The organism is Neobacillus sp. DFD-2R (assembly GCF_057747865.1).
Map to the genome: position 1 here is coordinate 209,061 of NZ_CM173228.1, position 12,376 is coordinate 221,436.

16 protein-coding genes and 2 pseudogenes are annotated in these 12,376 nt (G+C 38.3%); 13 read left to right on the forward strand and 5 right to left on the reverse strand.

Translation table 11 applies throughout. The features are described 5' to 3' along the window. Positions 1 to 31 precede the first annotated feature (31 nt). The 3 genes from AC3ANV_RS01045 to AC3ANV_RS01055 all read left to right on the forward strand — a co-directional run bounded on the left by AC3ANV_RS01045 (position 32) and on the right by AC3ANV_RS01055 (position 2,130). Entirely contained in the window at positions 32 to 856 is an 825-nt protein-coding gene (locus AC3ANV_RS01045) for a pentapeptide repeat-containing protein (RefSeq protein WP_488311858.1), read from the forward strand. Positions 857 to 991: 135 nt separating this feature from the next. Further along, positions 992 to 1,576, forward strand: a complete 585-nt coding sequence (locus AC3ANV_RS01050) for a DUF3231 family protein (protein ID WP_488311859.1) — start codon at positions 992 to 994, stop codon at positions 1,574 to 1,576. 5 nt (positions 1,577 to 1,581) lie between these two features. After that, positions 1,582 to 2,130 carry a DUF3231 family protein gene (locus AC3ANV_RS01055; protein WP_488311860.1) on the forward strand — a complete coding sequence of 183 codons (549 nt, stop codon included), beginning with the start codon at positions 1,582 to 1,584 and terminating at the stop codon, positions 2,128 to 2,130. 67 nt (positions 2,131 to 2,197) lie between these two features. On the opposite strand, the gene AC3ANV_RS01060 is transcribed toward AC3ANV_RS01055, so the two are convergent. Beyond that, on the reverse strand, positions 2,198 to 3,202 hold the full coding sequence (locus AC3ANV_RS01060; RefSeq protein ID WP_488311861.1) for an NADP-dependent oxidoreductase: 1,005 nt from the start codon (positions 3,200 to 3,202) through the stop codon (positions 2,198 to 2,200). Positions 3,203 to 3,503: 301 nt separating this feature from the next. Here AC3ANV_RS01060 and AC3ANV_RS01065 point away from each other — a divergent pair, with 301 nt between their 5' ends. The 3 genes from AC3ANV_RS01065 (at position 3,504) to AC3ANV_RS01075 (ending at position 4,199) form a co-directional block, all read left to right on the forward strand. Continuing rightward, positions 3,504 to 3,728: a hypothetical protein gene (locus tag AC3ANV_RS01065; protein ID WP_488311862.1), complete on the forward strand. Its 225-nt coding sequence runs from the start codon at positions 3,504 to 3,506 to the stop codon at positions 3,726 to 3,728. Between the two features lie 118 nt (positions 3,729 to 3,846). Beyond that, positions 3,847 to 3,972, forward strand: a complete 126-nt coding sequence (locus tag AC3ANV_RS01070) for a hypothetical protein (RefSeq protein ID WP_488311863.1) — start codon at positions 3,847 to 3,849, stop codon at positions 3,970 to 3,972. 47 nt (positions 3,973 to 4,019) lie between these two features. Next, the gene (locus AC3ANV_RS01075; RefSeq protein ID WP_488314362.1) at positions 4,020 to 4,199 is read left to right on the forward strand and encodes a hypothetical protein; all 180 of its coding nucleotides are present in this window, start codon (positions 4,020 to 4,022) and stop codon (positions 4,197 to 4,199) included. Here AC3ANV_RS01075 and AC3ANV_RS01080 read toward each other — a convergent pair. Continuing rightward, positions 4,117 to 4,298, reverse strand: a pseudogene (locus AC3ANV_RS01080) (cell wall hydrolase); the annotation flags it as partial. The gene AC3ANV_RS01075 and the pseudogene AC3ANV_RS01080 overlap by 83 nt on opposite strands. A gap of 74 nt (positions 4,299 to 4,372) precedes the next feature. Next, complete coding sequence (locus AC3ANV_RS01085) at positions 4,373 to 5,143, reverse strand: SDR family NAD(P)-dependent oxidoreductase (RefSeq protein WP_488311864.1); 771 nt, start codon at positions 5,141 to 5,143, stop codon at positions 4,373 to 4,375. Positions 5,144 to 5,261: 118 nt separating this feature from the next. On the opposite strand from AC3ANV_RS01085, the pseudogene AC3ANV_RS01090 reads away from it, so the two are divergent. The 6 genes and pseudogenes from AC3ANV_RS01090 to AC3ANV_RS01115 all read left to right on the forward strand — a co-directional run bounded on the left by AC3ANV_RS01090 (position 5,262) and on the right by AC3ANV_RS01115 (position 9,972). Beyond that, positions 5,262 to 5,537 (forward strand): annotated as a pseudogene (locus AC3ANV_RS01090) (MerR family transcriptional regulator). Between the two features lie 64 nt (positions 5,538 to 5,601). Then, positions 5,602 to 6,609, forward strand: coding sequence for a DUF3231 family protein (locus AC3ANV_RS01095; protein WP_488311865.1), 1,008 nt, complete (start codon positions 5,602 to 5,604; stop codon positions 6,607 to 6,609). A gap of 124 nt (positions 6,610 to 6,733) precedes the next feature. Continuing rightward, positions 6,734 to 7,471 (forward strand): metallophosphoesterase family protein, encoded by a 738-nt coding sequence (locus AC3ANV_RS01100; protein WP_488311866.1) that lies wholly within the window; start codon positions 6,734 to 6,736, stop codon positions 7,469 to 7,471. Positions 7,472 to 7,824: 353 nt separating this feature from the next. Then, positions 7,825 to 8,829, forward strand: coding sequence for a DUF3231 family protein (locus AC3ANV_RS01105; RefSeq protein ID WP_488311867.1), 1,005 nt, complete (start codon positions 7,825 to 7,827; stop codon positions 8,827 to 8,829). A 349-nt stretch (positions 8,830 to 9,178) separates the two neighbouring features. Beyond that, positions 9,179 to 9,493 carry a hypothetical protein gene (locus AC3ANV_RS01110; protein ID WP_488311868.1) on the forward strand — a complete coding sequence of 105 codons (315 nt, stop codon included), beginning with the start codon at positions 9,179 to 9,181 and terminating at the stop codon, positions 9,491 to 9,493. Between the two features lie 50 nt (positions 9,494 to 9,543). Further along, a complete protein-coding gene (locus AC3ANV_RS01115; RefSeq protein ID WP_488311869.1) occupies positions 9,544 to 9,972 on the forward strand; it encodes a hypothetical protein in 429 nt (142 codons plus the stop codon). A gap of 196 nt (positions 9,973 to 10,168) precedes the next feature. On the opposite strand, the gene AC3ANV_RS01120 is transcribed toward AC3ANV_RS01115, so the two are convergent. Next, the gene (locus tag AC3ANV_RS01120) at positions 10,169 to 10,426 is read right to left on the reverse strand and encodes a hypothetical protein (RefSeq protein WP_488311870.1); all 258 of its coding nucleotides are present in this window, start codon (positions 10,424 to 10,426) and stop codon (positions 10,169 to 10,171) included. 304 nt (positions 10,427 to 10,730) lie between these two features. Between AC3ANV_RS01120 and AC3ANV_RS01125 the strand changes: the two genes are divergently transcribed. After that, the gene (locus AC3ANV_RS01125; RefSeq protein WP_488311871.1) at positions 10,731 to 11,051 is read left to right on the forward strand and encodes a hypothetical protein; all 321 of its coding nucleotides are present in this window, start codon (positions 10,731 to 10,733) and stop codon (positions 11,049 to 11,051) included. A gap of 798 nt (positions 11,052 to 11,849) precedes the next feature. On the opposite strand, the gene AC3ANV_RS01130 is transcribed toward AC3ANV_RS01125, so the two are convergent. Beyond that, entirely contained in the window at positions 11,850 to 12,317 is a 468-nt protein-coding gene (locus tag AC3ANV_RS01130) for a hypothetical protein (RefSeq protein WP_488311872.1), read from the reverse strand. Between the last annotated feature and the right edge of the window lie 59 nt (positions 12,318 to 12,376).

The following is a 12,376-nucleotide window of genomic DNA, read 5'->3' on the forward strand; positions in this document are numbered from 1 at the left end:
AATTATTAGAAAAATAAAGGACGTGTAAGTATTGTCTAATCTATTGGAAAAGAATGACAATATACTTAATGATTTACGTGCAGACTGTGAAAATTGTTTTGGTTTGTGCTGTGTTGCTTTGCCGTATGCAAAATCTGCTGACTTTGCATCGGATAAAGCCGGAGGTACACCTTGTTCAAACCTGCAATCGGATTATCGGTGCGGTATTCATAAAAATCTTAGGGAAAAAGGGTTTCGGGGCTGTGCTGTATATGAATGCTTCGGTGCAGGTCAAAAAGTATCACAGGTCAGTTATGGTGGAAACGATTGGCGGGATAACCCGAGGTCAGCTAAGGAAATGTTTGATGTATTTCCCGTTATGCAACAGCTTCATGAAATGCTTTATTACTTAAATGAAGCCCTTCGTTTAGAAGCTGCCCAACCTATTTATAAGGATCTGCTGGCGGTACTGGAGGAAACGGAAGATCTCACCAATCTAAGTCCCCAATCGATCCTCCGCCTTAATGTTCCCGCACATCGGGCGGTCGTTAATGATGTCCTGCTGCGCACCAGTGAACTGGTACGTACAAAAGCTTCCCGCAAGAAAAATCAAAAAAGGGACCTAATCGGTGCAAATTTAAGAGGGGCAGACCTTAGAGGAGCTAACTTAAGAGGAGCGTTGCTTATAGCAGCGGACCTCAGAGATGCTGACATGAGAATGACTGATCTTATTGGTGCAGACTTTAGAGATGCTGATTTAAGCGGTGCGAATCTCACAGGAAGCATCTTTCTCACCCAGGCGCAAATTAATTCGGCTAAGGGCGATAGTAACACGGCATTACCGCCCGCTTTACGCAGGCCCGATCATTGGTTATAAGGTTTAAATGCAGCACTTCTGTAAAATCAGAGGTGTTTTTTTGTTGTTTTTGTATACATTATTGTTTTTAGTAAAACTTAAAAGTATAGCGAATATAGTGATTTGTATTAGAAATATACCTTTAGGGAAATTTAAATGAAAGAAAGGAAGGAAGGTGAAAATATGTGCCCAAGCGTATTGCAAGCTGTTAAAAGTGTGGTCCAATCGTTCGTTGACGAGGAGCCAAAATCACCCTTACACATCGGTGAAGCCATGCTCTGCTGGTTAGTTTTGGCTTTAGACGGGGAGACACAGGTTCAAACAGAAGTAGGTATTAACAGCACAACGGACCCTGAATTGAGAGAAGCATTTCATGAAGCAGTAGAAATGTTCAAATCGCAGAAGGAACGGCTTATAGAATTTATGATCGCAGAAGGAGTTCCCTTACCACGCTTAAGTGAGTCTAAACCACTCTCCAATCCAACTAGGGTTCCGTTGGGCGTCAAGTTAACGGATCTCGAACTGGCAAACAGTCTTAAGAAAAAAGTATCGATGGCGATTACTAACTGTGCAAATGCCTCAGCCCAATCCCTTCGTATGGATCTTGGAATGATTTGGGCTAAATTTTTGCAAGAACATATAACCTTTTTAACAACATATAAATCACTGATGCGAAAACGAGGGTGGCTTAAAGTTCCACCGCTGTATTATCCACCAGGTTCACCGAATCCAGGAAGGTGAGGTAAGTGCCAGATATAGTAGAAGCTGTTAAAAATGTAGTGCAATCGCTTATGGACGATGAGCCAAAACCACCCTTACATGTTGGTGAGGTTATGTCTTTCTGGTCATTCCTTTCTGAATTGGCGGATCAACAAGTACATTCTGAAGCGGGGGTAAACAGCACAACCGACCCCGATTTGAGAAACGCATTTCATGATGCTATAAAGATGTTCAAATCGCAGAAAGAACGGCTCATAGACTTTATGCGGTTAGAGGGAGTTCCCTTACCAGCCTTAAGCGAGTCTAAACCCAACTCAGACCCTAATGAGGTTCCGATGGGCGTCAAGTTAACGGATGAGGAACTGGCAAACAGCCTTAATATTAAAATGGTTCTTGGGATATCAATTTGTACGAACGCCATAACAGAGTGTGTACGTAACGATGTTAATATGATATGGGTTGAATTTTTACAGGAATACATGAATTTAGGAGTAACCCTGAAAGCACTTTCGAAAAAACGAGGGTGGCTTAAAGTTCCGCCGTTCTATTATCCACCGGGGGCACCGATACAATAAAAGAAAAGCCGGTTCTCGGGAGAACCGGCTTTTTCATTTATGCATTTCGTTAGACTTGACTGTACCCTTATTCGATCTCTGCTACTTTCACCAGCGACTTTCCAAGATTCGCACCTTTAAAAAGATTTAAGAAAGCGTCAATCGTATGCTCAAACCCCTCTGTGATGGTTTCTTCATACTTCAGTTTTCCTTCTTTCAGCCAGCCCGCCAGCTCTTTGGCGCCTTCACCAAAACGGGATGAATAGTTTCCGACAGTAAAGCCTTGCATTAACGAACTGGTCTTGATTAGATACGTTTGCACGCGCGGCCCTACATCTGCTTCCGCGTTATTGTAGGATGAAATCGCTCCGCACACGGGAATGCGGGCAAAATTGTTCAAGAGCGGGAAGACGGCATCGGCAATTTTGCCGCCGACGTTCTCAAAATAAACGTCAATTCCATTCGGGCATGCCTCCTGTAAGGCGGTTGCAACATCCTGCGTATTGTAGTTAATAGCCGTATCAAAGCCTAATTCATCGACAAGGAATTTGATTTTATCATCTGAACCGGCAATCCCGACAACACGGGCACCTTTGATTTTTGCAATTTGGCCGACTATAGAACCAACAGCCCCTGCAGCACCTGATACGACAACGGTTTCACCTTCTTTCGGTTTCCCGATATCCAATAAGCCGAAATAGGCGGTTAAACCGGTCATGCCTAATACACTTAAAAAGGCAGATGCAGGTGCCAGATTCTGATCGATTTTACGGGCCGCACTGTCTTTCACAACGGAATATTCCTGCCATCCCAGTGATCCGAGCACGACATCCCCTTTTGAAAAATGTTCTGACCGGGATTCAACAACCTGCCCAATCGCACCGCTCGAAATCACTTCATTCAACCCAAAAGGAGGAATATAGGATTTTCCTTCATTCATCCGCCCGCGTAAATACGGATCGACTGAAATATAAACAGTTCGTACAAGAATCTCACCGGATGACGGTTCGCCGACCGGCCCCTCCGCCATTTCAAAATCCTCATACGTAGGCGTTCCCTTCGGCCTTTTAATCAGTTTAATTTGTTTTTGCAATGCAAATCATCCTTTCACTTGTCTTCTTACTTAATGTACCTTAAAAGAGGGGATTTTAGAAATAAATGGTATTAAAATTTAGAGAGGTGGGTGGCAGGTAAATTGGTCGAAGTGGCAGGTATATCGGTCGAAGTGGCAGATAAACCGTTGAAAGTGGCAGGTAAAATAAAAAAGGAAACTTAATGGATCCTTTGAGATAGGGAATTCCACCAAAAAATGGGGAAAAACCTTAGAGAAGGGGAAGAAAGATTACCGATTCAGGCTTTTTAGCTTGATAATGATGAGGTTGGCAGGTAAATCGTTGAAAGTGGCAGATAAATCAGTCGAAGTGGCAGATAAACCATTGAAAGTGGCAGGTAAATCGATCGAAGTGGCAGATAAACCGTTGAAAGTGGCAGGTAAATCGATCGAAGTGGCAGATAAACCGTTGAAAGTGGCAGGTAAATCGATCGAAGTGGCAGATAAACCGTTGAAAGTGGCAGGTAAATCGACCAAAGTGGCAGGTAAAATAAAAAGGGAAACTTAATGGATCCTTTGAGATAGGGATTTCCACTAAAAAATGGGAAAAAACCTTAGAGAAGGGGAAGAAAGATTACCGATTCAGGCTTTTTAGCTTGATAATGATGAGGTTGGCAGGTAAATCGTTGAAAGTGGTAGATAAATCAGTCGAAGTGGCAGATAAACCATTGAAAGTGGCAGGTAAATCGATCGAAGTGGCAGATAAATCGTTGAAAGTGGCAGGTAAATCGACCAAAGTGGCAGGTAAATAAAAAAGGAAACTTAACGGATCCTTTGAGATAGGGATTTCCACTAAAAAATGGAAAAAAACCTTAGAGAAGGGAAGAAAGATTACCGGGCCAGGCTTTTTAGCTTGATAATGATGAGGTTGGCAGGTAAATTGTTCAAAGTGGCACATGCTGAACAGCTTCAAAGGCATGAGACTGATAAGGCATTGCGGGATCGTTCGAATTCCGATAAAGTGCTCTTATTCGATTAATACCAACATTTCCAATCAGCAGCATACCTTCACCTTCACCTTCACCTTCTGCCCTAAGCAATGTTCAATATCTGAACTTCGAGCCTTCACAACCGGCATCCATATTACCCCCTTATATCAACACTTATTAATATTTCAATTTAAGGATAAAAGATACCGGTTGTTAACTCTAATCACGAATCCGAGCTTGTTGTTCTTACGGCAAAAGGATATATTGGGTCTCTAAGTTTAAACTCATATGTATATCCATCTACAATGCCTACTACCTTTTCACTATCGTAAAGGTCTAACATAAAGCCTGCCATTTGTTTTGATGTATGATACTTTGGTACCGTGCCATTGTATTCGAATTCGTCAATATCAAGAGAACGTTTTGCAAATTCAGTTTCAGTGGCAGCGGGAGCTAAAACTTTAGCTTGCATTTTTGCTCCTTGAGCTTTTAGCTCATGTGCAAGTCCTTCTGTAAAGGCACTCACGTAAAATTTAGAAGCGCAGTAGGTAATGGCATCTGCCACAATCGTATATCCTCCGCCTGATGATACATTGATCAATTGTGTACCCTCAACAGTTGAATAGTCCCGAACGAAAAGAGATGTCAGAATGGTTAATGCTTCAATATTTAAATGTAACATTTCCTCTATCTTGTTTAGGTTTTGGTTAGCAACGGAAGCAAAGTTCCCAAACCCGGCATTGTTAATCCACGTTTCAATTTGGAATTCACGAAGATTTTCATAAAGTTTATACGCATTTTCAGTAACGGATAAGTCCGTTGTTTGAATGACTACATCTAAGTCTTGGTTAAGATGTGCGATCGCTGATTTTAATTCCGCTAACTTATCTTTTCTGCGGGCTACAAGGATTAAGTTTTTTCCGCGAGAGGCAAAAGCGAGTGCGGTTTCATAGCCAATACCTGAACTAGCTCCGGTAATAACAGTGTATTTCATGTGAATTCCTCCTGAATGAATTTTGAAAGTTATAATGTAGATTATAGTGGTTAGAGTCCACTCTAAGTCAAATGTTTAAAAATCGAACATTTGGAGGCTTTGATGTACGCAATTAGTATTGGGGGTAAGCGCTCATACATTAAGGTATTACGAAAAGGAGAAAATTATTATTCCTGAAAAAGATTATAACTGAAGCACGTCTGGGGTGGCTGCGAAATATGCCCTTAGCCCAAATTAGGAAGTATGCCCAATTATATAATGAATGTGAATATACAACGAATAACTTTTGGAGGATCATAAAAAATCGATTCAGAATCAACTAAAAAACTTGGTAGAAACAGAGAAAATGCTTAAAGACAACAAAGACTTCATTCTTAACCAAAAGTCTAAATAAATTGATCAATATATATTTTCAGATTAGGGAAAGATAATATAAAAAAATGGAAGGAGCAGTGTAAATGGAATCTGAACATAACATTCAACTGACCGCTGTAGAAGTGGCCCAAATTTGGTCAGCTTATATTAACAGCAGCATGTCGCATTGTTTATATACATACTTCTTGGAAATAGTGGAGGATAGTCAAGTACGCCTCATTATAGAGCAGGGATTAGAACTATCAGAAAGTCATTTGGCTAAATTGACCGTGTTTTTTCAAAAAGATGGGTATCCGGTACCATATGGATTTAAAGTGGATGAAGATGTAAACAGATCCGCTCCTCGACTATTTTCGGATAGTTTTATGTTAAATTTTATACATAATATGGGAATTGTTGCTCTTAATTTTTATGCGGTTGCCAAGACGTTTTCTGTCCGTTCAGATTTAGATTCCTATTTTGCCGAATGTCTAAATGAACTGAGCGAGTTTAATACGATGACGAAAAATCTTTTATTATCTAAAGGCTTATACGTCCGGTCGCCTTACATACCTCCGGCAAAAGAGGTTCACTTCGTAAAAAGCCCAAATTTTATATCGGGATTATTAGGCAAAAAAAGACCATTAACAGCAATTGAAATCACAAACTTGTATGCAAATCAACAAAAAAATGCGTTAGGCCATGTAGCCATGATGGCATGGAGGCAAGTGGCTCAATCAAAAGAAGTAGCGGAATTTATGGTTAGAGGAAAGGAAATTGCTTTTAAACATGCAAAGGTATTTGCTTCCGTGCTGGAAGAAAATGATTTACCTGCTCCGATGTCGTGGGATACGGAAGTAACAGACTCAAAAGTGGCCCCTTTTTCTGATAAGATGTTGATGTTTATGGCGACTTTTTTGACCGCATTGAGTATTGGCTACTATGGAACAAGTATGGCAACCAGTTCAAGAAAAGATTTGGCGCTCGATTATGTTCGTTTATCCGCAGAAATAGCAACATATGCGGAAGACGGAGCCAAAATCATGATCGATAATGGATGGCTGGAGGAGCCGCCTCTGGCACCGGACCGTGATAAACTGGCAAAGCAATAAGTAAGAGTTAATTGGGCATGTGCGTGCGATGACAAAAATAGTCATCGCTATTTTCAGATTCAAACTTGCTTATTCAAGCATAAAATAGGTTGATGATTTGAACCGAATAAGCGGGTGTATGAATATGGGGAGTAAACTAGCGATTATCACAGATATTCATGGGAATCGTTCGGCGTTGAAAGCAGTTTTGGACGAGATTGATAAAGATAGTCAGATTGAACATATTTATTGTTTAGGTGATTTAATCGGTATCGGACATGAAACAAATGAAGTCCTTGAGTTACTATTTTCGCGTAATGAGATATCTTTCGTTATGGGAAATCACGATGAGGCAGTAGTAAATATAATCTTGGGTAATGAACCGGCCAGTGTTGGTGAACAACGGGAGGTCCATCACTGGATTGCCCCTCGTTTAGATAAAAAATTTATCCCTTATTTATTAAAAATGCCCAAAAAATTATCGGCGAACCACAGCGGAAAAAGGTTTCTTTTTGTCCATTACCACTTAGATGAACAAGAGAAATTTTTAACAATCGATAAAAAGCCAACGACAAAAAAACTTGAAAAATGCTATCAAGCAATCAATGCCGATATTGTTTGTTTTGGGCACCACCATAGAATCCACCATTTTAAATCCAGGGAACGGCTTTATCTTAACCCCGGCTCTCTAGGCTGTCATCACAAGCCTTTTGCTCCTTACGCTACGATAAATGTCGGTGAAGCCGGGCAAATCAATGTTTCGTTTCATGAAGTGCCCTACGATAATAAGGAGTTTCTCCTTTCCTATAAAAAACGGAATGTACCTGCTCAGGATTATATGTTAAAAACGTTTCATGGCAACCAACATCTGCACTATATGTAATTTTTCAACTGAATAAATCTGTTTATTAGATTAACACTAACCTTAGTGTTAGCATTTAACACTAAACTTCAATGTGGAGGGATATACGTTGAATATTCTTATCAGCTTAATCACAGCCCTATTTATAATAGGTATAAGAGCAGCATTCTTATTAAATAATATAACCGCTCGGTTAAAATATTTGTTGAGAGTGCCATCTTTTACGTAAGCTTGGAATATATCGTCTCATTCGCATTGTTGAGAAAAAGGTGAGCATGAATGGTGCTTGCCTTTTTTAATGAATTTTAAAAGTTTTAATGGTAAAGTTTCATATCTCTTGCTGAATTAGTAAATAATAGCTAAGAGGTGATTGTATGGAAAAGGATAAAATAAAACTCACATCTTCCGAAATAGGAACACTGTGGGGAGAGTATATAAACGGAACAATGACAGATGTCGTAAATAGGTATATGTTCACGATTATTGAAGATGAATCAATAAAAACTATTTTTGAGGATGCTATCAAGACGTTCGCTAAACAAAAGAAAGGAATCGTCGCCTTTATCGAGAATGAAGGCTTTCCGGTTCCGATTGGATTTACGGAATCGGACCTCAATAATGGAGCAGAGAGACTTTTTACTGATATCTTTTGCTTAAATTATTTACATATTATGACTGTACACGGTTTGCTGGGGCACACCACTGCATTTGGTGTTTCTGTCAGAAAAGACTTAAGGGATTTTTACGATTCCTGTGATAATGATGCGAAAAGAATGTACAATCTAACCATTGAGTTATTGCTTGAAAAAGGGAATTTTCAGAGAGACCCGCTATTTTATCCTGCCAAGAACCCTGAATATATTTCCAGCGAAGATTTTTCAGATGGAATTTTCGGAAAAGGGAGAGTTTTAGCTGCAACAGAAATCATCAGTATTTCAATCAACCTTAAAAAAAGTATTATGGCTAAGACTCTTTCGATCGCATTTAGTCAAGTCGCGCAAACGAAGGAAGTAAGAAAGTTTTTAACGGATTCAGAGGTAACGGCTGATGGACAAATAAAATCCTTTTCGAAAATAATGCAAGCGGATAATTTGCCGGTTCCGAAATCGTGGGAAACAGAAGTGACAACTTCAACGGACGCTCCTTTTTCCGATAAGTTAATGTTGTATCATATCGGGTTCTTGTTCCAAGCGGCACAAAACTATCATGGGGGAGGATTAGCATCAGCCATGAGAACAGACCTTGTAGCCGCTTACGAAGGGACCATTCTAAAAAATCTGATGGTGACTAAAAAATGGTTTGATCTGATGGTACAGAATAAATGGTTAGAGCAGCCGCCACTTGCTCCTAATAGAGTGGAAATAGCAAAAGAAAAATAATAACGATAATGTCCTACCACATGGGGGGACATTTTTAATGTTAAGAAAAGAGCAGTCTTTTGTAACTCATTATAAAGGATACTAATTTATTCTCCTTATCCAAATCAAATTGGAATATTAATTCTTCAGTTCTACCCCGCAAATCTCAATTCATTATCCATGAATCCGGCGTTAATGTATAATGTTATTGATGCGATATATGTAAAATGACGCAATTTTCCTTAAGGTTTTGAAAGAAAATCCCCTTTTTTGATAACGGGTATCAACATGGGTAAAAAGACTAAAGGAAAATAGAAGGATTTATTTTCCCCTTACATCTCTTAAAATACATAGAAAGAGGTAGAGTAATATGTTTAAAAGAATGATCATCCTTGTGGTACTCTCAATAATTTTAGTAGCATTAGTATGGGTTAGAGCTCACAACGCTGCTCCTGCTCCTGTTAACACGACAAGTACTGTTTCCTCTGAGTTCACTACGGTAGAATACAAGATTACCAATATTAAAGGTAATCAATACTACGGAAAAGAGGATGACGGGACAGAAATCCATTTTTCTGCTAAAAACATCCATTCGGGTGATAAGATACAAGTTAATGATGTGGTCATATGCTATTTTGAAAAGGATAACTTAGGTAAAGGATTAGTAAAAGTCGAGAAGAAATAACCGCTTAATATGAGGAAGCAGATTACTCTGAATGAGGAAGTGATGATAAGATGCTTTATACATGGGATATCGAGAGGATTATTAAAGAAACATTAGCTGAGCACAATTTAGATATTAATTATGAATTTAACAATAAATTAACTGCACCTATGAGTTATAACGTATCACACAATACGATAAGGTTTAACTACTTACAAGTTAACGGATATAAAGCTAAACTTAACTTTAAAATTAAAGAGACAGATGAAAACTTTGTTAAAATTATTCTTTATCATGTGCTCGGTTATTATTTGGATTTTAAGAAAAATAAACATGATACAAGGATAATAATGTATGGTAAGGAAGAAGAAAAAGAACAGCTTTTATCTCTAATAGAAACGAATTCCTGGGAATATGGAAGAACATTGGTACCTAAACAACTAGTAAATTCATATGATCAAGTACGTGAATTAGATAAAATGTTATTACATAGCAAATAAACGAATATATTTTTACCAGGCGTCTGAATCGGATGCCTTTTTTCTACATTCTGAGCCAACCGACATAATATCTTCCTCAACTCCTGCTCCGCTATCAATAAGAAAAGCTGCCACGAATATGGCAGCCTTGATTTACTACTAATTCCCTTCTATTTCATCTAATCTTCGTGCAAGAGTGAATCCGGGCTTGCATTTACTAAAAGAAGAATGGAGAAAAACCAAATCCAACAAATGGGAAGAAAACAGGTGGTCTAAAACACGGTCTAAAAAATGGTCTCGGACCAAAAAAACCAAATCCGTATCCATCAGTAGAACTAGAAGAACTTAATTCTTCAATTTCAAGGCCATCTTTATTTACCTTTACGACTCTACCAATTGACCATTCCCCTTGATTATTTTTAAACTTAATCATTTTACCCTCTAAACGACGTGCTTGATTATAATCTATTTGCATTCAAAATTCCTCCTTCCTATATGAACATACTTTAATGTATGGAGGAAGTCCTTTATGTGGAAAGGCAAACAACCTAAGCTTGTCCAATTATTTACCGGTACTTTGAAATGGGCTAAATGAAGGAAATTTCCTGTCAGTACGCCTGATTTGTCTTTTTTTATAGCAATCATTCTCCGAATTTTCGAGGCTAAATGTTCAGATTTTCGTAACACCTTTTTTAAAATAGTAGATGTATAATTCATAATACAAGAGGAGTTTTTACGTTTTTAATAATTTATATAAAAAATTTGGGGGGGCGGTTTTTTTGTTCAAAATTTTATTTTTTGTTGTTTTAATCCCGGTTACGATCCTATTGTTGTGCGCTTTTGTAAATGGGCTGATTGAGTTATATTATAAAGAACAAGAAGATAAAAAAAGGATGGTCAAAGAAGGAATTGAAGGATATCTAAATCAAATATTTGGATATGGAACGGTTCAAATATTTAAGTCGATCCTCGATGCTGAAGGCACATTAAGATATATTATCTATTTGCCGCATTACGAGTGGTTTAAGTCCCCAACGTACAAATGGTATGAAGTGTATACGACCGATAACGGCTACAATCATATCGAAATTGAAGGGTAGTTTACATATTAAGAACGAAAAGCCAACTGACTTAGCAGTTGGCTTTTCGTTGCTTCTTTTGCAATAACAAAAGCTGAAGTAGGGTCGAAGCAGCCAATCAAATTACATCAAGCCGGAAATATACCATCCGTTATATCGGGAATCGCGGATGAGTACCGGGATATGCTGGGGGCCTTTAGATATTCCGTGGAAATGGAAGCGCTGGTAAAATCGTACATTTTTATAAAAATTAATAGAATTAGCGGATGCGAAAATATTATTCTTGAATAATATATAGTACATCTTAAAAAAAGAGGTGATAGAATGGTTAAGGCAATTACAACTGGTGTATTTCATGTGCCCATTGATAACCAAGCGATAAATAACAATACGATGATCAACATCTATTTCAAAAGTCTAGTATACATATGAAATTGGAATAAACCATTTTTGAAATAAGGCTTCGGAAAGGCGTTTCCTTTTAATATCAACTGTTTCACTTATCTAACCTAAATATAACAGCCATTGTACCCTTACAATTTAATATATATTTTCATATGCAAACTTCGGAAGAAATGACAAGGAAATCGCTATCTACCAATAAAAAATGACTATCAAATTAACATACAATTTGATAGTCATTTTTAATGTTTGCGATGTTAGAAATCGATGCTCTTCTTTGGTTATATTTACTGTCTTTTAATTTAAATGATCTTTAATTGGAAAGATGCCCGGATTCACTAGAGGTTCAGATCTATTAAATAAAATGATGGTGAATACAATTTTAGGCAACTGCTAAAGAGTCTATGAAATTCATCTCTAATTTACTTCAAGAGCGAAGGCATATCCGGCATCACCGTTAGATACATGAACCTTTTTTTTATCCATCCACTGTACACCGTACGAATAATAATAAATACCTTTTTGTGCAGGTGCGGTAAATTGGTTATCTATTACCATGACTCCAATTTGTTTAGTTTCATTCATCTGGACAACATGGAATTCAGTGGGTTTTGGCTTATAATCCATCACCAACGTGATCGTTTCACCGGGTTTTACGGTGATAGGCTTTTTTCCTTTTAAAAGCTCACGCGGTCCAAGGGTATCAACACAGGTAGCTTTCCAGCAATAAGTACCGAGCGTCGTTTTATGCGTTTCATCACCGATCTTAACGAAGACAGTTGGAGGTTTTCCGCTATCCGCCTTGGGCACAGAGACTTTTTCATTTGAACAGCCCATAAGGGTAAAAAGAATCATAATAACAAATCCAAACAACTGTTTGTTCATTGCATCGCCCCCTTTTGATAAATAGACGTTTCTAATGATAGATAGTTACTGCAGGCAGA

Coding starts and splice junctions, on each gene's coding strand:
- AC3ANV_RS01095 (WP_488311865.1), top strand. CDS start 5,602: ATGGAATCTGAACATAACATTCAACTGACCGCTGTAGAAGTGGCCCAA.
- AC3ANV_RS01100 (WP_488311866.1), top strand. CDS start 6,734: ATGGGGAGTAAACTAGCGATTATCACAGATATTCATGGGAATCGTTCG.
- AC3ANV_RS01130 (WP_488311872.1), bottom strand. CDS start 12,317: ATGAACAAACAGTTGTTTGGATTTGTTATTATGATTCTTTTTACCCTT.
- AC3ANV_RS01105 (WP_488311867.1), top strand. CDS start 7,825: ATGGAAAAGGATAAAATAAAACTCACATCTTCCGAAATAGGAACACTG.
- AC3ANV_RS01085 (WP_488311864.1), bottom strand. CDS start 5,143: ATGAAATACACTGTTATTACCGGAGCTAGTTCAGGTATTGGCTATGAA.
- AC3ANV_RS01050 (WP_488311859.1), top strand. CDS start 992: ATGAAAGAAAGGAAGGAAGGTGAAAATATGTGCCCAAGCGTATTGCAA.
- AC3ANV_RS01110 (WP_488311868.1), top strand. CDS start 9,179: ATGTTTAAAAGAATGATCATCCTTGTGGTACTCTCAATAATTTTAGTA.
- AC3ANV_RS01120 (WP_488311870.1), bottom strand. CDS start 10,426: ATGCAAATAGATTATAATCAAGCACGTCGTTTAGAGGGTAAAATGATT.
- AC3ANV_RS01115 (WP_488311869.1), top strand. CDS start 9,544: ATGCTTTATACATGGGATATCGAGAGGATTATTAAAGAAACATTAGCT.
- AC3ANV_RS01075 (WP_488314362.1), top strand. CDS start 4,020: ATGGAAAAAAACCTTAGAGAAGGGAAGAAAGATTACCGGGCCAGGCTT.